18 protein-coding genes are annotated in these 19,819 nt (G+C 64.4%); 3 read left to right on the top strand and 15 right to left on the bottom strand.

Annotation, left to right across the window (positions count from 1 at the left end; translation table 11 throughout):
• Window positions 1-5 precede the first annotated feature (5 nt).
• The 8 genes from IVB40_RS05510 to IVB40_RS05475 all read right to left on the bottom strand — a co-directional run bounded on the left by IVB40_RS05510 (window position 6) and on the right by IVB40_RS05475 (window position 9,048).
• A complete protein-coding gene (locus IVB40_RS05510; protein WP_247818287.1) occupies window positions 6-1,271 on the bottom strand; it encodes an FAD-binding oxidoreductase in 1,266 nt (421 codons plus the stop codon).
• Between the two features lie 3 nt (window positions 1,272-1,274).
• Complete coding sequence (locus IVB40_RS05505) at window positions 1,275-2,936, bottom strand: thiamine pyrophosphate-binding protein (RefSeq protein WP_247818286.1); 1,662 nt, start codon at window positions 2,934-2,936, stop codon at window positions 1,275-1,277.
• 198 nt (window positions 2,937-3,134) lie between these two features.
• A complete protein-coding gene (locus IVB40_RS05500) occupies window positions 3,135-3,920 on the bottom strand; it encodes an ABC transporter permease (RefSeq protein ID WP_247818285.1) in 786 nt (261 codons plus the stop codon).
• Window positions 3,917-4,774: an ABC transporter permease gene (locus IVB40_RS05495; RefSeq protein WP_247818284.1), complete on the bottom strand. Its 858-nt coding sequence runs from the start codon at window positions 4,772-4,774 to the stop codon at window positions 3,917-3,919. Before IVB40_RS05495 ends, IVB40_RS05500 begins: the two co-directional genes overlap by 4 nt.
• A gap of 28 nt (window positions 4,775-4,802) precedes the next feature.
• Window positions 4,803-5,861, bottom strand: a complete 1,059-nt coding sequence (locus IVB40_RS05490) for an ABC transporter substrate-binding protein (RefSeq protein WP_247431186.1) — start codon at window positions 5,859-5,861, stop codon at window positions 4,803-4,805.
• A gap of 28 nt (window positions 5,862-5,889) precedes the next feature.
• Entirely contained in the window at window positions 5,890-7,197 is a 1,308-nt protein-coding gene (locus IVB40_RS05485; protein WP_247818283.1) for an FAD-binding oxidoreductase, read from the bottom strand.
• 14 nt (window positions 7,198-7,211) lie between these two features.
• Entirely contained in the window at window positions 7,212-7,928 is a 717-nt protein-coding gene (locus IVB40_RS05480) for an HAD family hydrolase (RefSeq protein WP_027570518.1), read from the bottom strand.
• A 37-nt stretch (window positions 7,929-7,965) separates the two neighbouring features.
• A complete protein-coding gene (locus tag IVB40_RS05475; protein ID WP_247818282.1) occupies window positions 7,966-9,048 on the bottom strand; it encodes an ABC transporter ATP-binding protein in 1,083 nt (360 codons plus the stop codon).
• Window positions 9,049-9,259: 211 nt separating this feature from the next.
• On the opposite strand from IVB40_RS05475, the gene IVB40_RS05470 reads away from it, so the two are divergent.
• Entirely contained in the window at window positions 9,260-10,198 is a 939-nt protein-coding gene (locus IVB40_RS05470) for a LysR family transcriptional regulator (RefSeq protein WP_027570516.1), read from the top strand.
• 57 nt (window positions 10,199-10,255) lie between these two features.
• Here the strand turns inward: IVB40_RS05470 and IVB40_RS05465 are convergent, their stop codons facing one another.
• From IVB40_RS05465 to IVB40_RS05435, 7 genes are all read right to left on the bottom strand, one after another.
• Complete coding sequence (locus IVB40_RS05465; RefSeq protein WP_247431197.1) at window positions 10,256-11,167, bottom strand: lipase family protein; 912 nt, start codon at window positions 11,165-11,167, stop codon at window positions 10,256-10,258.
• A 263-nt stretch (window positions 11,168-11,430) separates the two neighbouring features.
• Window positions 11,431-12,618 carry a mannonate dehydratase gene (gene uxuA / locus IVB40_RS05460; RefSeq protein WP_247818281.1) on the bottom strand — a complete coding sequence of 396 codons (1,188 nt, stop codon included), beginning with the start codon at window positions 12,616-12,618 and terminating at the stop codon, window positions 11,431-11,433.
• A gap of 15 nt (window positions 12,619-12,633) precedes the next feature.
• Window positions 12,634-13,683, bottom strand: coding sequence for an L-idonate 5-dehydrogenase (locus tag IVB40_RS05455; protein WP_247818280.1), 1,050 nt, complete (start codon window positions 13,681-13,683; stop codon window positions 12,634-12,636).
• On the bottom strand, window positions 13,680-15,086 hold the full coding sequence (locus IVB40_RS05450) for a TRAP transporter large permease (RefSeq protein WP_247818279.1): 1,407 nt from the start codon (window positions 15,084-15,086) through the stop codon (window positions 13,680-13,682). Before IVB40_RS05450 ends, IVB40_RS05455 begins: the two co-directional genes overlap by 4 nt.
• A 4-nt stretch (window positions 15,087-15,090) precedes the next feature.
• Window positions 15,091-15,669: a TRAP transporter small permease gene (locus tag IVB40_RS05445; protein ID WP_247287781.1), complete on the bottom strand. Its 579-nt coding sequence runs from the start codon at window positions 15,667-15,669 to the stop codon at window positions 15,091-15,093.
• 136 nt (window positions 15,670-15,805) lie between these two features.
• Complete coding sequence (locus IVB40_RS05440) at window positions 15,806-16,765, bottom strand: sialic acid TRAP transporter substrate-binding protein SiaP (protein ID WP_035963484.1); 960 nt, start codon at window positions 16,763-16,765, stop codon at window positions 15,806-15,808.
• A gap of 103 nt (window positions 16,766-16,868) precedes the next feature.
• Window positions 16,869-17,678: a FadR/GntR family transcriptional regulator gene (locus IVB40_RS05435; RefSeq protein WP_247818278.1), complete on the bottom strand. Its 810-nt coding sequence runs from the start codon at window positions 17,676-17,678 to the stop codon at window positions 16,869-16,871.
• Window positions 17,679-17,823: 145 nt separating this feature from the next.
• On the opposite strand from IVB40_RS05435, the gene IVB40_RS05430 reads away from it, so the two are divergent.
• Together IVB40_RS05430 and IVB40_RS05425 are read left to right on the top strand one after the other, a co-directional pair.
• Entirely contained in the window at window positions 17,824-19,308 is a 1,485-nt protein-coding gene (locus tag IVB40_RS05430) for a mannitol dehydrogenase family protein (RefSeq protein WP_247818277.1), read from the top strand.
• A 100-nt stretch (window positions 19,309-19,408) separates the two neighbouring features.
• Window positions 19,409-19,816 (top strand): nuclear transport factor 2 family protein, encoded by a 408-nt coding sequence (locus IVB40_RS05425; protein WP_027519831.1) that lies wholly within the window; start codon window positions 19,409-19,411, stop codon window positions 19,814-19,816.
• The last annotated feature ends 3 nt before the right edge of the window (window positions 19,817-19,819 follow it).

Here is a 19,819-nt window from a genome sequence, read left to right as displayed (position 1 = left end):
CGATCTCAGAGAAAACGATCGGGCGAAAACGGTGCGAGCGGAATTTCCGGCGGCTTGCCGCTCAGAAGCTGGGCGACGAGACGGCCGGTGCGGGCCGAACCGACCAGGCCGATATGGCCGTGACCGAAGGCATAGACGATGTCGCGCGATGCCCGCGCGTAGCCGATGCAGGGACGTCCGTCCGGCATGCTGGGCCGATGGCCAAACCAGGTCTTGATACGCGAAGCCGGAATATCCGTCGGCAGTTTCGGGAACATGCTGAAGAGGTTGTTGCGCAAAATCTCGGCGCGCTTCCAGTTGGGCTCGGCCTCGAGGCCTGCGATCTCGACCGTCCCGGCGGCGCGCAAACCCTTGTCGGTCCAGTTCACCACCATCTTCGCATCCGAGGCCATCAACGAGCTGCGCGGGCCCGTTTCCGGATTCTCGATCATGACGTGATAGCCGCGCTCGGTCTCCAGCGGCAGCGGATCGCCGACGGATGCGGTGAGCCGCTTCGAATGCGCACCGGCGGCAATCACCGCGGCATCGCACGCAATCTCGCCGGTCTCGGTCAGGACAGCCACGAGCTTGTTGTCAGATAGCTTCAGCCCGATTGCCTTGGCGCGCACAAGCTTGGCGCCGCTTGCCAGCGCATGTTGCGCGAGGGCCGCGACATAGGCTCCGGGGTCGCGGCAGCGCCCGGCCTCTTCCACCACCACGCCAAACGTGTAGCGCGGATGTAAATCAGGCTCGCGCTGACGCATCTCGTCGGCCGAAAGCTCCAGCCATTCGATGCCGACGCGCTTGCGCACGCGCCAGCCGAGATCGTTGTCGAAATTGCCGCGCGACGGGAAGACATGCATCACACCATTGCGCTCGATCAATTCAGGAACGCCCGCCTCCTCCGCGAGCTTCCTGTGCAACAGCGGTGCGTCCTTCAGGAGGTCGCGCAGTGCAAAGGCCGTCCTTTCGACCCGCGCTTCGGTCCAGCCCGAGAGCAGATACTTGATCAACCAGGGCAGCACCTTCGGCAGATAAGACCAGCGGATCGCGAGCGGTCCGAGCGGATCCATCAGATAACCCGGCACCTTTTTCCAGACGCCGGGCTCGGCCGGTGGGATCACCGAATGCGAGGAGAGCCAGCCGGCATTGCCGTAACTCGCCGCCTGTTCGCCACCGGGCTCGCCCGGATCGATCAATGTGACGCGATGTCCCTCGCGCAGCGCCTCAATGGCGCTGATCACGCCGACCGCGCCGGCACCGATGATGGCGACGTGGCGGCCCTCCGACATCGCTTAAGCCTTCACCGCAGGGGCAAAGTCCTTGCCGACCGACATCGCCCGCGGATCGATGATGCAGTGGAGGATCGACGGCTTGCCCGAGGCGAGCGCACGCTCGAAGGCCGGCGCGAACTCTTCGGTGCGCTCGACGCGCTCGCCGTGGCCGCCGAACGCTTTTGCGTACATCGCGAAATCAGGGTTCTTGAGCTGGGTGCCGACCACGCGACCGGGATAGTCGCGCTCCTGGTGCATGCGGATGGTACCGTATTGCGCATTGTCGACGACGATGACGACGAGGGCTGCGTCGTACTGCACGGCAGTCGCGAATTCCTGCCCGTTCATCAAGAAGCAGCCGTCGCCGGCGAAAGCTATGACGGTGCGGTCCGGATATTGCCGCTTCGCGAGCACCGCGGCCGGCACGCCATAGCCCATCGAGCCAGACGTCGGAGCGAGCTGCGCCGCAAAACTGTGGAAGCGGTGATGGCGATGGATCCAGCCGGCATAATTACCGGCGCCGTTGCAGACAATCGCGTCCTTGGGCAGGCGATCGCGCAGCCAGGTCATGACTTGTCCGTACTGGAACGTGCCCGGCAGCTCGCGCGCCTTCTCGGTCCAGGCGAGGTAATCGGCATGCGCCTTGGCGGCTTCGCCCTTCCAGGCGACGGCGCCGGCAGGCTTCAGCGTCTCGACCGCGGCCGCGAACGCGGCGGGCGTGGCCTGGATCGCGAGCTCAGGCTGATAGATGCGGCCGAGCTCTTCGGAGCCCGGATGAACGTGGATCAACTTCTGCCGCGGGGTCGGAATGTCGAGCAGCGTGTAGGATGAGGACGGCATCTCCGACATGCGGCCGCCGATGAGCAGAACGACATCGGCGTTGTCGATGCGCGCCTTCAGGCCCGGGCTCGGGCCGATGCCGAGATCGCCGGCATAGTGCGAGTGATCGGCGTCGATCAGCGAGGCCCGGCGGAACGAGGTCGCGACCGGCAAGTCGAAGCGCTCGGCAAAGCGCGCGATGCTCCTGGTCGCCTCATCGGTCCAGCGCGAGCCGCCGAGAATGACGAGCGGTGCCTTGGCGCTCGCAAGCATGGCGCCAACGCGCTCGATATCGGCGGGCGCCGGCCAGCTAACCGCCGGCTCGATCCGCATGGCGTCCGCAACGGCAGCAGTCTCGGTCAGTATATTTTCGGGCAGCGAGATCACGACGGGACCGGGCCGCCCCTGCATGGCGACGCGGAAGGCGCGCGCGACCAGCTCCGGAATGCGGTCGGGACGATCGATCTCGACCGCCCATTTCGCCATGGTGCCGAACACCGCCTTGTAGTCGAGCTCCTGGAACGCCTCGCGCTCGCGCATGCCGGTGTCGACCTGACCGACGAACAGGATCATCGGCGTGGAATCCTGCATCGCGATGTGGACGCCGTGGCTGGCATTGGTGGCGCCGGGGCCGCGGGTGACGAAGCAGATTCCGGGGCGGCCGGTGAGCTTGCCATAGGCCTCCGCCATCATCGCCGCACCGCCCTCGGCGCGGCAGATCATGACGTCGATCGGGCTGTCATGCAGCGCGTCGAGCGCCGCAAGGTAGCTCTCGCCCGGCACGCAGGTGACGCGCTCGACGCCTTGCGCGACCAGCTGATCAATCAGGATCTGGCCCCCGGTGCGGGTGTTGCGAATGGTCATGACGGCTCCCTCAAGGCTTTGGCAATGCGTTTCGCAGCTTCGCGAAAATTTTGTTCCGGGCTGGCGTAGGACAGCCGGAAACAAGGTGCAAGGCCGAAACCGCTGCCCGGCATTACGGCCTCGTCATGCCTCTTCGGCAAATAGCGGCGGCAGCCATGCCTCTCTCGGACGTCGACCTGGGAGCGGGCCCCCTTGCCGTCATGCCCCTTTGCGCTGCCGCGCGCTTGCCAGCAGCACCAGCATGAACGAGGCCGCGGTCATCAGCGTCGAGATGGCGGCGATGGTCGGCTCGATCTCGTCGCGGAGCGCGGTGAACATGCGCTTGGTCAGGGGCTGATACTGGCCGCCGGAGATGAAGAGCGCGACGATGGTCTCGTCCATCGCCGAGATGAAGGCGAAGATGCCGCCTGCGACCACGCTGGACTTGATCTGCGGCAGGGTCACCGCGAAGAAGCTGCGCAGGCGGTTCATGCCGAGGCTGCGTGCGACCATCTCCTGCGCCGGGTCGAAGCTCTGCAAACCCGCCAGCACCGAGATGATGACGTATGGCAGGCCCAGCATCACGTTCGCCAGCACCAGGCCCGGCAGCGTCGCGACCAGGCCGACTTTGGCATAGAGGAAGAAGATGCCCACCGCAGTGATGATGATCGGCACCACCAGCGGCAACAGCAGCGCCACGTGGATGACGCGCATGATGCGCAGCTTCGACTGGCTGATGGCGTAGGCGGCGGCAACGCCGAGCGGCGTCGCGATCACCACGGTCAGGAGCGCGACCGTCAGCGTCACCCGCGTCGCCTGCATCCAGGCGGCGTTGGAGAAATACTGCTGATACCAGCGCAGCGAGAACGACGGCGGCGGGAAGGTCAGGAAGCGCGCGCTGGAGAAGGAGATCGGCGCGATAATCAGCACCGGCAGGATCAGGTAGACCAGCACCAGCGCGCTGATCACATAGAGGGCGATCCGGGCGGGCGACAATCGTGTCATTTCTGCCCCAATATGCGTTCGAGCGAGATGAAGCGGCTGACGGCGAAGAAGATCGCGAGCACGCTCAAGAGCAGCACGACGGCGACCGCGCTCGCGGCGCCGAACTGGTTGTAGAGCTCGACATTGCGGCTCACCAGCATCGACACCATCACCGTGCGGCCGCCGCCGAGCAGTTCCGGCGTGATGTAGAAGCCGAGGCAGAGCACGAACACCATGGTGCAGCCTGCGAGCACGCCCGGCAGCGACAGCGGCAGGAAGACGCGGACGAAGGTGAGCGACGGGCTCGCCCCCAGGCTGGCGCCGGCCTGCATGAGATCGCTCGGAATCTTCTGCATGGTGGCATAGAGCGGCAGCACCATGAACGGCAACAGGATGTGTACCGTCGCAACCACGGTGCCGAAGGTGTTGTGCACCAGCGCGAGCGGTTCGCTCGTCACATCGAGATAACGCAAAAGCTGGTTGATCACACCGGTGCGCTGGAGCAGCGCCAGCCAGGCATAGGCGCGCACCAGCACACTGGTCCAGAACGGCAGCACGACCAGCGACAGGATGAGAATGCTCCATCCTTTCGGCACCGAGTTGGCGAGGTAGGCCACGGGATAGCCAAGCAGCAGCGCGATTCCCGTGACCGCGAGGCTGATCTCGAAGGTCAGCGCAAAGCTGCGCCAGTAGATGTCTTCGGTGAAGACGCGGCGATAATTCTCCAGCGTGAAGCCGTCATGATAGATCGACTGCCAGGCGAGCCAGCCGACCGGCAACACGATCAGGGCCAAGATCACCAGCAGCGCCGGCGATACCAATGCCAGCATCAGCGCATGCTCGCGGCGCTGATGCTTTTGCGATGGATCTGGCATGGATCTCGTCAATGCGGTCTCGCTTGGCTTACTTCTGCATGAACGACGCCCAACGCTTCTCGGCGGCTTCGCCGGCCGGCGAGGACCACCAGGCGTAGGACATCAGCGCCTGCTTGGCCGCATTGGCGGGCTCGCTCGGCAATTGCGCGGCGCGCTCGGGCTTGATCACGCCGGTATCGAACGCCTTGGGATTGCCCGGGCCGTAATCGATATTGAGCGGCAGATTGGCCTGGTGCACGGGATCGACGGCCTCGTTGAGAAATTTGACTGCCGTCTCGAGATTCGGCGCGCCCTTGAGGATGCAGAGCGAGGTGCTTTGCAAAACGCCCTGGTTGTAGGTGAACGCGACCTTGGCGCCTTCCTTCGCGACTGCGCTGACGCGGCCGTTCCAGGCCATCTCCATATCGACCTCGCCGTCATTGAGAAGCTGCGCCGACTGTGCGCCGGAGGTCCACCACACCGTGATGTGCGGCTTGATCTCTTCGAGCTTCTTGAAGGCCCGGTCGACGTCGAGCGGATAGAGCTTGTCGGGCGCGACGCCATCGGCCATCAGCGCCGCCTCGAGCGTGGCGATCGGATGGTTGCGCAGCGCACGGCGGCCGGGGAATTTCTTGACGTCCCAGAAATCGATCCAGCTGTTCGGCGCATCCTTCGGGAACGTCTTCTGGCTGTAGGCCAGCACGCTGGAATAGAACTCGTACGACACCGAATAGGGATTGCGATAAGCCTCCGGCATCGCCGCCGCGTTCGGGATCTTCGAGAAATCGAGCTTCTCGATCAGCCCCTGCTCGCCGCCGCGCAGGCAATAGCCGGTTGGAGTATCCACGACGTCCCAGATCGGCTTGCCGCTACCGACTTGCGTCTTGATCGCGGGCCAGGCATCGGGAATGGAGTCCTGGTTGATGGTGATGCCGAGCTTCTTGGCGGAGGGATCGAGAATTGCCACCGTCTGCGCCTGCTGATAGGCGCCGCCCTGCGAGACGAAGGTGATCTGTTCGGCAGCGGCGGCGATGCCGGTTGTTGCGAACAATCCGAGCGATCCGCCCAACAGCGCGTAGCCAAATCGAATATCTCGTTTCGTCGTCATCCTCGCCTCCTCTGTCACCAATTAAACGTCATTGACCGATCGCATCGAGAAACTGGTACCAGCCGGCGACCATGCGGACGGCGGGCTCGCGCAGCGGATAGAACGGGATGGCTCTCAATCGCCGCGCGTCGAGCAGCCCGACCTCTGGCGTCTCGCCGCGCACGAAGGCGGCGAGATAGCGGCCCATCAGGCTCGACATCGCCACGCCCGCGCCGTTGTAGCCCATCGAGAACAGCGTGCGGTCGTCGAGCCGGCCGATATGCGGCACCGAGTCCAGCGTCATCCCGACCAGGCCCGACCATTTGTAGGCGAGCGGGAGGTCAGCGAGATCCGGGAAGATGCCGACCATCGCCTTGCGCAAAGCGTCGAAGGCGGCTTCCGAATCCTGCTTGCCGAACGCGCCGCGGCCGCCAAAAATCACGCGGTTGTCGACCATGCGGAACCAGCGCATCATGCGCTTGGTCTCGGTGTAGGTGCGCCCGGTCGGCATCAGGCTTCCCGCGAGGTTGCGCGGCAGCTTGTCGGTTGCGATGATGGCGCTGCGGAACGGGATCAGCGTGCGCTGCATGTTCGCGGTCGCGCCGGTGAGGTCGGAATAGCTGTTGGTGGCGAGGATCGCCTGCTTTGCCCGCACCGCGCCCTGCGGCGTTTCGGCGACGATGCCGCCGTTCTCCCGCCGCAGTCTGACGACCGGTGACTCCTGGAAAATATTCACGCCGCGGCGCGCCACGCCATCAGCAAGGCCGCGCAGATAATTCAGCGGATGGATGCCGCCGGAGCCGGGATTGAGCACGCCGCCGACGAAGATGTCGGAGCCGGTCTCGTCGCGCACTTGCCGCTTGTCGAGGATGCGGACCTCCGCATCGCCCATCTCACGCTTCATCCAGTTGGCTTCGTCGATCGCGGCCTTCAGGGTCGTCTCGTTGTGGGCGGCCTTGACCTGGCCGGTGCGCGTCAACGCGGCACTGGTGATGCCAAATTCGGAGACCATCTCCTCGACGATATCGGTGGATTCATGCGCGACCCCGTACATGCGCTGCGCCATGGCGCGGCCGTGCACGGCGTCGATCTCGCGGAACGAGAGGCGGAACTTTGCGGTGATCACGCCGCCATTGCGGCCACTCGCGCCCCAGCCCGGGCGATTGGCCTCGAGCACGACCGGCGAAAGGCCGCTCTTGGCGATGTGGTGCGCAGCGGACAGGCCGGTATAGCCCGCCCCGATGATCACAACATCCGCCTGCTGCTCGCCTGACAGAGCCGGAAACTCGCGCGCGGGCTCGGCCGTGGCGGCCCACAGCGAGTTGGCCGATGGCAGCGCGTTCCGGTCCCGTGTCATGCCACCGCTCATGCCTACGCCGCCGGCCCGATGGCCGCATCGGCAAGCGCTTTCAAGGTCGGAAAATGGAAGTCCGGCTTGGTCAGCGTCTCCACGGCCGGTGTGCCTCCGAAGCCGGCCATGCCCTGACGACGCTCGATCCAGCACACCTTGTAGCCGAGTTTCCGCGCGATCCCGATGTCGTGATACTGGCTCTGCGCGACGTGAAGGATATCGGACTGCTTGTAACCGAAAGCAGACTGGCGCCCCTTGTTGTACGCGAAAAACTCCGGATCGGGTTTCGCAACGCCAGTCTCGTCGGCGCACACGGTATCGTCGAAGGGATTGCCGAGCGCATGCGCGTAACAGGAGAGCGCGACCCGGTCGGCATTGGTCATCGCGACCAGGCGGAATTTCGTGCGCAGGCGTTTGAGTGCCTCGACCGAGTCCGGGAACGGTCCCCAGCGCAGCACCGCGAGTTGGAAGACGTCGCAGGAGGCGTCATCGGCCTGTAGCCCGAGCTCCTTGGCAAGATAGCGATAGACATGAAACATCACCTCGCTCGAACGCTCGTGGTGCTTGTCGCGACCGCGCTTGTAGGATTCGAAGATCTTGTCATCGCTGAGCTCGGCCGGCGACTTGCCCGAGATCCGGCGCACCGCGGAGAGCACGCCGGTCTCGAAGTCGATCAAGGTGCCGACGACGTCGAAGGTGAGAACCTTGAAATTGCTGAACGAGGCTGTTGACGACATTTTTTGGCTTCTTCTCTCGGTTGGACAAGGCTTGGGTTCAGTCCCTCACCCTGGGCACGACGATGGTGTCCTCGGGATGAAGGGTCACGGTGAGACTGCCGCCGAGCGGCGGGATGCGGCTGTAGGCCTGGTGATAGCTCGCCTGGCGCAGGCTGAGCCCGATGCCATCGGCGAGCGCCAGGAAGATGCGGAGGCTCTCGCCCTGATAGACGATGTCCGTGACCGTGCCGGTGAGCCGATTGCAGGCGGTGTCCTGAGCGCCGTCGTCGATCAGTAATTTTTCGCTGTGCACCGCGAGCATCAGCGCGTCCCCGTCGGGAATGGCCCGGGCGCTGCGCAGAAGGACATTGCCGAGCGCAACGCTGGAGGCGTCGACGCGACGCACGGGAAGCATCGTGGCCTCGCCAATGAAACTCGCGACGAAGGAATCCGCGGGATGATCGTGTAGGCGCTCGGGCGCGTCGATCTGGATCAGCCTGCCGTCTTTCATCACGGCGACGCGGTCGCTCATGGTCAGCGCTTCGCGTTGATCGTGGGTGACGTAGATGATGGTGGCGCCGATGCGCTTGTGCAGCGTGCGCAGCTCGATCTGCATGGATTCGCGCAGCTGCTTGTCGAGCGCGGACAGCGGTTCATCCATCAGGATCAGCCGCGGCTCGAAGATCATGGCGCGTGCGAGCGCCACGCGCTGGCGCTGGCCGCCGGAGAGTTGCGCGATACCGCGCTCTTCGTAGCCGGCAAGGCCGACCATCGAAAGCGCCGCGCGCACCTTATCCGGCCAGGCCGCCTTCGGCAGCCGTCGCGCGCGCAAGGGAAAGGCGACATTCTCGCCGACGCTCATATGCGGGAACAGCGCGTAGTTCTGGAACACGACGCCGATGTCGCGCTTGTGCGGCGGCATCCAGGTGACGTCGCGGCCGCCGAACAGGATCGTTCCGCTCGATGGCAGGATGAAGCCGCCAAGGATGCCGAGCAACGTGGTCTTGCCGGAACCGGAGGGGCCGAGCAGCGAGACGAACTCGCCGGCCGCGACATTGAGGGACACGTCGTCGAGGGCGCGAACGGCGCCATAGGCCTTGCTCGCGGATCTGATCTCGACGCTTTCCGCTCGTTTGTCCAACGATCGACCTCGCCATGTCCCTACATGGCGTGCCTCACTGCGCGCCATAAGCCTGCTTTATAGACAGGACATTTGAGCACTTACGGTCGAAGCGTGCACCGCACCAACTTCTTCGCTCGCGAGCCCTGTCTTTAGGCTGTCATGTCGATGACACCAGACTTGGCAAAACTCGGCAATTGCCAAATTCTCACCCGGCTCATAACATGGTGTTATGCCCGAGCTGCGCCGGATGCTGCCCTCAAGTAACGCCCTGTTCGTCTTCGATGCAGCGGCGCGCAATGGCAGCTTCACGGCTGCGGCCGCCGAATTGAACGTCACCCAGCCTGCGGTGAGCCGGATGCTGGGTCAGTTCGAGGACCATCTCGGCGTCCGCCTGTTCGACCGCAAGGCGGGACGCGCCGTGCTCACCGAGGAAGGCGAACTCTTGTATCGCCGCGTGCTCGAAGGCTTTCGCAGCATCGAGAGCGGGCTGGTCGAGATCGAGCGGCGCCGCAAGGGCACCGAGACGGTGACGCTGTCGGTCTCCTCCGCCTTCACCACGCATTGGCTGATGCCGCGCATCGACAAGCTGCAGCGGCAATTCCCTCAGGTCGATTTGCGCTTTCAACTGATCTCCGGCGCGCTCCGCGGTCCGGTGGAAAATGTCGATCTTGGCATGCGCTTCCGCGATCGCGAGGAGCCGTCATCCGGCGGCACGCTGGTGATGAAGGAGGTCATGCTGCCGATGTGCAGTCCTGCCTATCTCGGCGAAACCGATCCCGCCGAGGGCAACACCATCATTCGGCTCGCCGAGACGCCGGGCGACTGGGCCGCGGATTACGCATCGCTTCTCACGGGGCGCCGCGGTGCGGCCAAGGCGCTGAGCTTCACGGACTATGCCGTCGTGATGCAGGCCGCCCTGCTCGGCCAGGGCATCGCGCTCGGTTGGCTGACGGTCGCCTCGCACTGGCTGTTGACCGGCGCGCTGGTGCCGGCCTCCGACACGCTCACCACCACACGCCGCATCTGCGAATTCCTGCCGCCGCGCAACCGGCCGATGCGTCCCATCGCCGCCGAGATCCGCGACTGGATCACCGCGCAGATGAAAAGCGAGATCGCCGCGATCGACCGGCTCTATCCGAAGCTCGGCGCGATGGCGGCTTGCTACTAGCGCGTTTTCGGGCGAAGTGGACCGGTTCACGTGAAGAAAACGCATCAAAACCGAAGTCTAGGCGGGTGTCAGCGCGGCACAGTAACGATCGGGCAGGTGATCGCCGATCCCCGCCGGCAGCAGCACCGTGAGCCTGCCGACGACATCCGACCGCGTGTTCTCGGATACGCCGCTGAGGAGATTGCGGACCTGCTCACCAATTCCAGCATTCGCCATTGGCTCATCCGAACCAACATTCGTCGTGAGCTGGCTGGCGCTGAATTTGGCGCCGCGTGCACAGGCGAGATAACGGCCGACGTGATGAAAGCCAAGCCCAGGCGGAGGCACGGTCGGGACGATGTCGGTGCCGTGCACGAGACGATAGGTCGTCCTGCCGAACGTACCGTTGTAGAGGGCGACGAAATCGTCGCGGCCCACGCGCGGACAACCGTAAAGATAGATCTGCGCAGCCGCGAGCTGGAGCTGCTCTCGCGCGAAGTCCGCCGTTGCCACCGCGATCGCGGCGCCGAGGCTGTGCCCAGTGATGAAGATCGGTGATTTGCGCGCCAGCGCTGCCGCCAGTGCGCTCTTCACGCCGTCCCATACGGCCGCCGCCGCATCGACGAACCCCTGGTGCACGGGCGCCTTCGGTCGGCCAAGCGTGAAATCGCTGACCCAGTTCAGGAGATGAAGCGGGTCGGTGCCGGCGAAGGCGACAATGGTTGCGTCGCCCTTGCTCGCGATGATCCCGCGCGTGTCGGTCAGCGGCAGCGTCGAATGCGCCGGTTGGCTCAGCAGCTTGACACCGGACAGATCCCAGAACGGAGAGATCCTATTGATGGTGTCCGGCACATGGGTCTCGTAGGCGAGTTGCGACATCCACATCATCGCGCGAGCGATGTCGAGATCAAAGCCGGTTGATGTCTCGTTGAATTTTGCAAATGCCCGCCGGTCATATTGATCGGGAGGGAGTTCGACCAGAATGCTCACATCAAGCTCCTAAATGGCTTATTGCTGCAATCCGTCGATCGAAAACGGAATGGCGCTACCTTCGCATATGGCTGGAACTTTGACAATCTGTGCGCGTGCCCGGGACGTATTCTGCCTTCCCGCTTAAGAGGACAAGGTTGAGACGAGGCACCTCTCCCTCCGCGTCATTGCGAGCGTAGCGAAGCAATCCAGAGTCTCTCCGCGGAGGAATTCTGGATTGCTTCGCCGCGCTCGCTATGACGGTGTGGATAGAGTCTTGGCCTCTATCGATGCTCGATCGCGCGGATCGCACCGCGGAGCTCGGCGAGGCCGCGGAGGCGGCCGATCGCGGTGTAGCCCGGATTGGTGCGCTTGGTCGCCGCGAGATCGTCGAGCATGCGATGGCCATGATCGGGCCGGAATACGATTTGCCGGTCGCGCGAACGCCGCGCGTTCTCCTTCAGCAGCGCCTTCAGCACCGCGACCATGTCGACGTCACCGTCGAGATGATCGGACTCGTAGAAGGACAAACCCGCTTCACGCTTGGTCGCGCGCAGATGCGCAAAGGCGATGCGCGGACCGAAGCGTTCGGCCATCGCGGGAAGATTGTTCTCGGCGCGCACGCCGAGCGACCCCGTGCACAGGCAGATACCATTCGCCTTCGACGGCACGGCATCGAACAACGCCTGATAGTCGTCGGCGCTGGACGCGACGCGCGGCAGGCCGAACAGCGGGCGCGGCGGGTCGTCCGGATGCAGCGTCAGCGAAACGCCGAGCTGCTCGGCGATGGGCGTGACGCGGCCCAAAAACTCGGCGAGATGCTGCCGCAGAATTTTTGGCGTGACGTCGCGATATGTTTCGAGCCGGTCGCGGAATTGCGGAATGGTCATCGGCTCGGTGGTCGAGCCCGGCAGCGCGCTGGCGATGACCATGACGAGATAGTCGATGTCGGCCTGGCTCATCTGGTCGAACAGCTTTTTCGCGCGGGCCTGCTGCTCGGATGAGTATTCCTGGATAGCGGCGGGACGCTTCAGGATGTGCAGCTCGAACGCAGCAAAGCGATCCTGGTCGAAGCGCATGGCGCGGGCGCCGTTCGGCAGCTCCCATTCCAGATCGGTGCGGCACCAATCCACGACAGGCATGAAGTTGTAGCAGATGATCTTGATGCCGGCGGCGGCAACCGCCTCCAGGCTGGCGATCCACGTCTCGATCGAGCGCGTCGCCTTGGCCCCGAGACGCTTGACGTCGTCGGGGATCGGAATCGATTCCACCACCGACCAGGTCAGCTGCGAACGGCCGGGTTGGCCGTTCTCGATAAAGTTCTTGCGCTCCTCGACCGCCTTGCGTGTCCAGGCTTCGCCGATCGGCACCTGATGCAGCGCCGAGACGATGTCGCTCGCCCCGGCCTGCCTGACATCGTCGAGCGAGACCGGATCATCCGGCCCGTACCAGCGCCATCCCTCTAGCATCATGCCCATTTTCTCCGATCAGTTCGCGGTCAGCACGACCTTGACGCTCTGCGAGCGGTCGAGCGCCAGCCGCAGCGCTTCCGGCGCGGTGGACAGCGGCCGCTCGGCGGTCACCAGCGACAGCACGTCGACACTGCCGTCCGCGATCAGTTCTACCGCCGTCATGAACTCGAGCCCGAACCGGAACGAGCCGCGCAACTCGATCTCCTTGGCCATCACCGCATTGGCGGGCACCGGAATCTGGCCACCCGGCAAATTGCCGATCTGTACGACAACACCGCCGCGCCTGACGATACCGATCGCACTGGCAAGGCCTGCAGCCGTGCCCGAGACTTCGAAAGCGACATCGTAGGGGCGCGACGCGGCCTGCGCCTTCAGGCCTTCCTCGCCGGCGGCAACATTCTCGACGTGAGATGCGCCGAGCCGGGTCGCAAAGGCCAGCGGCGCCGGTGCGATGTCGGCCACCGTGATGTCGGTCATGCCGGCGCGGCGCGCGGCGAGCATGGTCAGAAGCCCGATCGGACCGGCGCCGAAGATGATGCCGCGCTTGCCTTCGATGTTGCCGGCACGTGCCACCGCGTGCAGGCAGACCGCGAGCGGCTCGGCCAGCGCCGCAGCCTGATAGGACACATGATCGGGGATCTTCACGCACTGCGCCGGAATCGCGTCGAAATAATTGGCGAAGCCGCCCTGCATGTGCGGAGTCTTCGAGGCCGAGCCCATGAAGTAGATATTTTCGCAGAGGTTTTGCCGGCCTTGGCGGCAGGCGCCGCAATGGCCGCACCAGCGCGACGGGTTGACGGCAACGCGGTCGCCGACCTTCAGGTTCGCCGCGGAGCCCGCGATCTCCACGACCTCGCCGGAGATCTCGTGGCCGAGCACCAGCGGCGATTTCACCACGAAATCGCCGGTCCGGGCATGACGGAAATAATGCATGTCCGAGCCGCAGATGCCGCCGGCGCCGAAACGGAGGCGCACCATGCCTTCAGCGAGCTTGTCGAGCGGATGCTCGACCATGCGCAGATCTTCGGGGCCAAACAGGGTTGCGGCGAGAGCAGTTGAGGTCATTTGGAAAGTCCCATGTATTTCGGCAGCCAGAGGGTCAATTCGGGGATGTAGGTGATCGCGATCAGCGCGAGCATCAGCGGCACCAACCAGGGCAGGATTGCCACCGTCGTGCGCTCGACCGAGAGCTTTGCGACGCGCGCGAGCACGAACAGCACCATGCCGAGCGGCGGATGCAGCAGGCCGATCATCAGGTTCAGCGTCATGATCAGACCGAAATGGATCGGGTCGATGCCGAGCTTGAGCACGATCGGCAACAGGATCGGCACTAGAATGGTGATCGCCGCCGTGGTGTCGATGAAGCAGCCGACGAACAGGATCAGGACGTTGGCGAGCGCCAGGAACACCCATTTGTTGTGGGTGATGCTGAGCATCCAGTCCGACAGCATCTGGGCTGCCTGCGACACCGTCAGCAGCCAGGCGAAGATCGAGGCTGCGGTGACGATGAACAGAACCGACGCCGTGGTCTCGATGGTGTCGAACGTCGCCTTCGCGACCGTTTTCATCGTCATGGTGCGGTAGCGCACGAGGCCGAGGAACAGCGACCAGATCACGGCGGCGACCGCGGCTTCCGTCGGGGTGAACCAGCCGAGCGTCATGCCGCCGATCAGGATCACCGGCGCCATCAGCGCCATCACCGCGGAGAAATCGAAGTACCAGTCGATCGCGAGCAGCGCGAACAGGCCGAGACCAACTGCCCAATTGGTGGAGAGACCGGCGACCGTCAGAAGCCAGACGGCCATCGGGAAGCTCAATACGACGACGATCTCGAGCCCCGCCGATCCCAATTGCGGCCAGGAGAACGGCGTATCGCTGCCCCATTTGTTCTTGTGCGCGAAGTAGGTGACGGTGGCCATCATGAGCAGCGTCAGGACAACGCCTGGAATGACGCCGCCCAGAAACAGCGCGCCGATCGAGACGTTGGCCATCATGCCGTAGATCACGAAAGGCAACGAGGGCGGAATGATGGGCCCGAGCGTGGCGGAGGCCGCGGTGACGCCCACGGAGAATTCCGTGGAGTAGCCGTGGTCCTTCATCGCCTTGATCTCGATGGTGCCGAGACCGGCGGCATCCGCGATTGCGGTGCCGGACATTCCGGAGAAGATCACCGAGCCGATGATATTGACGTGGCCGAGGCCGCCGCGCATCCAGCCGACCAGCGCGACGGCGAACTTGTAGATGCGGCCGGTGACGCCCGCGATGTTCATGAGATTGCCGGCCAGGATGAAGAACGGCACCGCGAGCAGCGGAAAGCTCTCGACGCCGGCGATCATGCGCTGTGCCAGCGTGACGTCGGGAGTCACGCCGCTGACCAGGATGTAGAGCAGCGACGACGCCGCCATGGCGATGGCCACGGGAACGCCGAGCAGCATGAGGATGAGGAAGCCTCCAAGCAACAGCAACATGGAATTACCCTTCAAAGCCGTCGTAGGCGCCGGGACGTTCGAGGATCGAATAGCCCTGTCGCAAATGTTGCACTGCCACCTGCACGGAGCGCACGAACATCAGCACGAAGCCGAGCAGCACCGCATAGTAGACGTAGTCCTTGGGAAGATTGATCGTGGTCATGGATTCATCGCCGATGATCTGAATGTAGACCCAGACCAGCTTGATTGCGTAGCCGAAGAAGGCGATCCGGATCAGGTCGATCACCGTCGACAACGCCCGGGCCACGAGGTGCGGCAGATAGCGATAGATCAGATCGACCTGGATGTGCCGCGACAGCCGCACGCACATCGATGAGCCGATGAAGACCACGCCGATCAGGCAGTAGGTCGCGATCTCCTCGGTCCAGGCGTAGCTGTCGTTGAGCACATAGCGGGTAAAGAACTGGAGGAAGACGGCAAGCGCCATCACCCAGAAAATCGCCAGCGCAACCCAGTCCTCGAAAGCGTAGATGCCGAGATCGACCTTTGGCGCCGCCTCTTCCTCGAAGGTGTGGGCGATCTCGTCCGCGGTGATCTGCCGGTGCGTTTCGGCGGTGGACATGGGTTGCTCCTCAAACTGATCACGTCGTTCCGGGATGGTGCGTCAGCACCAGACCCGGAACCTCGAGATTCCCAGGTGCGCAATTGCGCACCTGAGGTTCGGTCCTGCGGACCGCTCCGGGATGACGACTACGTCGTCACTTCACCGCCTGAATGCGTTCCCAGTCGGCCTTGCGATAGCCAAACGTCTCGAACGCGACGTTCTTCAGCACGGTGTCGCGGAACTCGTTCTTGTCGACCTCCGTGACGGTCAGGCCCTTCTCCTTGAAGAAGGCGACCAGCTTGGCCTCGTTCTGCTTGATCTCCGCGGTCGCCTTGGCGGCTGCCTCCTGCGCGACGTCGGTGAAAATCTTCTTGTCCTCATCGCTGAGCTTCTTCCAGAGCGCGCCGGCCACCACCGTGTTGAGATGGTCGACGATGTGGCCGGTCAGCACGATGTGCTTCTGCACCTCGTAGAACTTCTTGGCCTCGATCGTGGTCAGCGGGTTCTCCTGCGCCTCGACGGTGCCGTTCTGGAGCGCCAGATAGACTTCGGCGAACGCGATCGGCGCGGTGTTGGCGCCACAGGCGCGCGGCATCGCCAGATAGGCAGGAACGTCGGGCACGCGCATCTTCAGGCCCTTGAGGTCGGCACAGGTCTTGATTGGCTTGTTCGACGAAGTCTGGCGTACCCCGTAATAGGTCACCGCGACGATGTGGTGGCCGCTCTTGTCCTCATAACCCTTGGTGAGCTCCTTGAAGATGTCGCTCTTGGTGTAGGCGAGCAGATGATCGGCATCGCGGAAGGTGTAGGGATAATAGGTCACGCCGATCGGCGGAAAGCTCTTCGCGGCAAAACTCGAGCCGGAGATGATAATGTCGACCGAGCCAAGCGAGAGGCCCTGGTTGATGTCGGCCTCCTTGCCGAGCTGCGAGGCCGGATAGACGTCGATCGCATAGCGCCCGTTGGTGCGCTTCCCGATCTCCTGCGCGGCCCAGACCGACGCGGTGTGGAACGGCTCCGAGGTCTCGTAGACATGGGCCCATTTGAGCTTGGTCTGCGCCATGCCGGCGCCAGTCGTAGCAATCATCGCCGCGGCCGAGACCGCCAGCACCATTGTCATCTTTTTCAACACTGACTTTCCTCCATCTTTCAAGTCTGCTTCTTTTAAATCTGCTTCTTGTCAGCCCGTCCCCAAGGCGGGTGCGGGCCGCACAATGTCATCGCTGTCGCGCGCTGCTGCTCTCAGCTCGCTTCTTCTTCGGCGCACGTTCCGGTTTTGACGGCTTTGCCGTCGATCGCGCGGTGCGCCCGGAAGACGGTCCTGCCGCTTTCTCGGCGCCGAAGTTCTGCGCAAAGCGCTCCTGGGATCGCGCGAGATGATCGCGCATCGCGTCGCGAGCCGCTTCAGGATCGTGTGCGGCGATGGCGTCGCGCACCGCGCGATGCTCGTCGAGCGCAGTGCGCCACGTGCCCGGGCTCTCGAAATAATGCGCAAGCTGCGCGAAATAGGGATTGAGGCGCTGGTCGAACAACTCGCCGACGACACGGACCAGAACGGCATTGCCGAGGCTTCCGGCGATCGCGACGTGGAAGGCGCGGTCGTGGACCATCGAGGCTTCGCCGGGGTGTTCTACATTCTCCATCGCGACAAGGGACGCATCGATGCGGGCAACGTCGTCCTTCGTCGCCACGCGCGCGGCTTCTTCGGCGATGGCACTTTCCAGGAACTCGCGGGCGCGCAGCAGCTCGAACGGGCCCTCGATGACGGAAGCAGGCGCGGTCGCCGCAACCGCCGCGGGCTCGATCACATAGATGCCGGAACCGACGCGGATGCGGAGGCGGCCCTCGACTTCGAGCGCGATCAGGGCTTCGCGCACCGTCGGCCTGGAAATCCTGAGCTGCTCGGCGAGTTCGCGTTCGGTCGGCAAGCGACTGCCGACCGCGTACTCGCCGCTGTCGATCAGGCTTCGCAATTGATCGGCGACCTGGCGATAAAGCCGTCTCGCCTCCACAGCTTCCAGCGGCACGCTGGTCCTCCCGAAAGGGTCATGCCGGCAGCTCTCGCTGCCCGCGGCCCGCCAATTTTGGAAAATTGGTCTTACCAATTGACCGCAGCATTGACCGAGGACAGGCGCCATGTCAAGCAGCGGCCAAACAAGGGGAGAGACGACCATGCGCCTTGATCCAACGCGCCTTGGCCGCGCCAATCTCGATCGGCTGCCACCAGGTATCCGCCGCCCGGCCTACGACAGTTCGCGCGTCACCTCCGGCATCGTGCATCTCGGCCTTGGCGCGTTTCATCGCGCCCACCAGGCCGTCGTCATCGATGATTGCCTTGCGGCCGGCGCCACCTCGTGGGGCATCGTCGGGGCCAGCCTGCGCAGCGCTGACACACGCGACGCCCTCGCCCCGCAGGATCATCTCTATACGGTCGCCGTCCGTGCAGCCGAAGGCACCGAACACCGCATCATCGGTGCGCTGCTCGACAGCGTGGTCGCGCGCGAGAGCCCGGCACGACTGGTCGAGCGAATGGCCGATCCCGCCATTCGCATCGTCTCCCTCACCGTCACCGAGAAGGGCTACTGCCACACGCCGCAGACCGGCGATCTCGACGAGCGGCATCCTGATATCGTGCACGACCTCAACAATTTCGACGCGCCGCGCTCGGCTCCCGGCTTCATCGTGGCCGCGCTGGCGCGCCGGCGGGCCCTGGGCGCCCCGCCCTTCACCGTGCTGAGCTGCGACAACCTCGCCGCCAACGGCCACACCGTACAGCGGATCGTGACGCAATTCGCCGCGCTACGCTCGAAGGATCTCGGCAAGTGGATCGCGGATACGGCGGCCTTCCCCTCGACCATGGTCGACCGCATCGTGCCGGAGACGACGGATGGTGACCGCGATGCGGTTTCATCAGCACTCGGTTTGCACGACGCATGGCCGGTCATGACCGAGCCGTTCACGCAATGGGTGGTCGAGGATCGCTTTACGGCAGGCCGGCCCGACCTTGCCGCCGCCGGCGTCGAACTGGTGAACGACGTCAAGCCGTTCGAGTTGATGAAGCTGCGGCTGCTCAACGCCAGCCATTCGGCGCTGGCCTATCTCGGCTATCTCGCCGGCTACGAGACCATCGCCGACACCATGCAGGATCCGCATTTCGCGCGCCTCGCCGCGCAGGTGATGGAAGAGGCCGCGGTGACGCTGACGATGCCATCAGGCGCAGACCTGGCCGCCTATCGCGCCTCGCTGCTCAAGCGCTTCGCCAATCCGGCACTGCATCACCGCACTTGGCAGATCGCGATGGACGGCTCGCAAAAGCTGCCGCAGCGGCTGCTCGGCGCGATCCAGGATCGTCTCGCCAGGAACCTGCCGATCGCAACGCATGCGCTCGCGGTGGCCGGCTGGATGCGCTACGTCAGCGGCCTCGACGAGAAGGGCCGCACCATCGACGTGCGCGATCCGCTCGCCGCCGAGTTCGCCGATTTGGCGCGCGAGGCAGGTCCCATCGCCGAACGATTGGCGCCCGCGCTGCTCGGCGTCACAAAAGTGTTCGGGCCGCTGGGCGCGGAGCCGCGCCTGCGCGAGGCCGTGACCGCGGCGCTCGGCCGACTCTACAAGGATGGCGCGCGGCGTGCGGTGGAGACCCTGGTCTCGGTGTGACCACAAAACCGGCAGCAATGCTGCATTGCGGTCCAGAGCGAGCGGAAAGTCGACGGAAGTCTTGCTTGATTTTTGCCTGTCATTGCCCCACCCGAGAGGCATGGCAAAGGACACCAAGGTGATCGCCGCGAACGCAGCGTTCTACGCCGCCTTCTCGACTGGCGATTTCGACGAAATGGAGCGGATGTGGGCGGACGATGACGCCATTTCCTGCATTCATCCCGGCTGGCCGGCCATCATCGGCCGGGCCACGGTGATCGGAAGCTGGCGCGACATCCTGCAGAGTCCGGAACGGCCGCAGATCGTTTGCGCGGAACCGCAGGCTATCGTCGATGGCGACAGCGCGCGCGTGCTCTGCATCGAGATCGTCGACGGCACGGCATTGGCTGCGGCCAACCATTTTCGGCGTGTCGGCGACGACTGGCGCCTGGTGCACCATCAGTCGAGCCCGATCGCGCAGATTGTCGAGCAAGCTGAGGACGATAGAGCGAGCCACCGCGTCCATTGAGGG

This window comes from Bradyrhizobium sp. 40, assembly GCF_023100925.1.
Taxonomy (GTDB): Bacteria; Pseudomonadota; Alphaproteobacteria; order Rhizobiales; family Xanthobacteraceae; genus Bradyrhizobium.
Note: the sequence above shows the minus strand (reverse complement) of the source record. Positions and strands in the feature narration are given on the sequence as shown.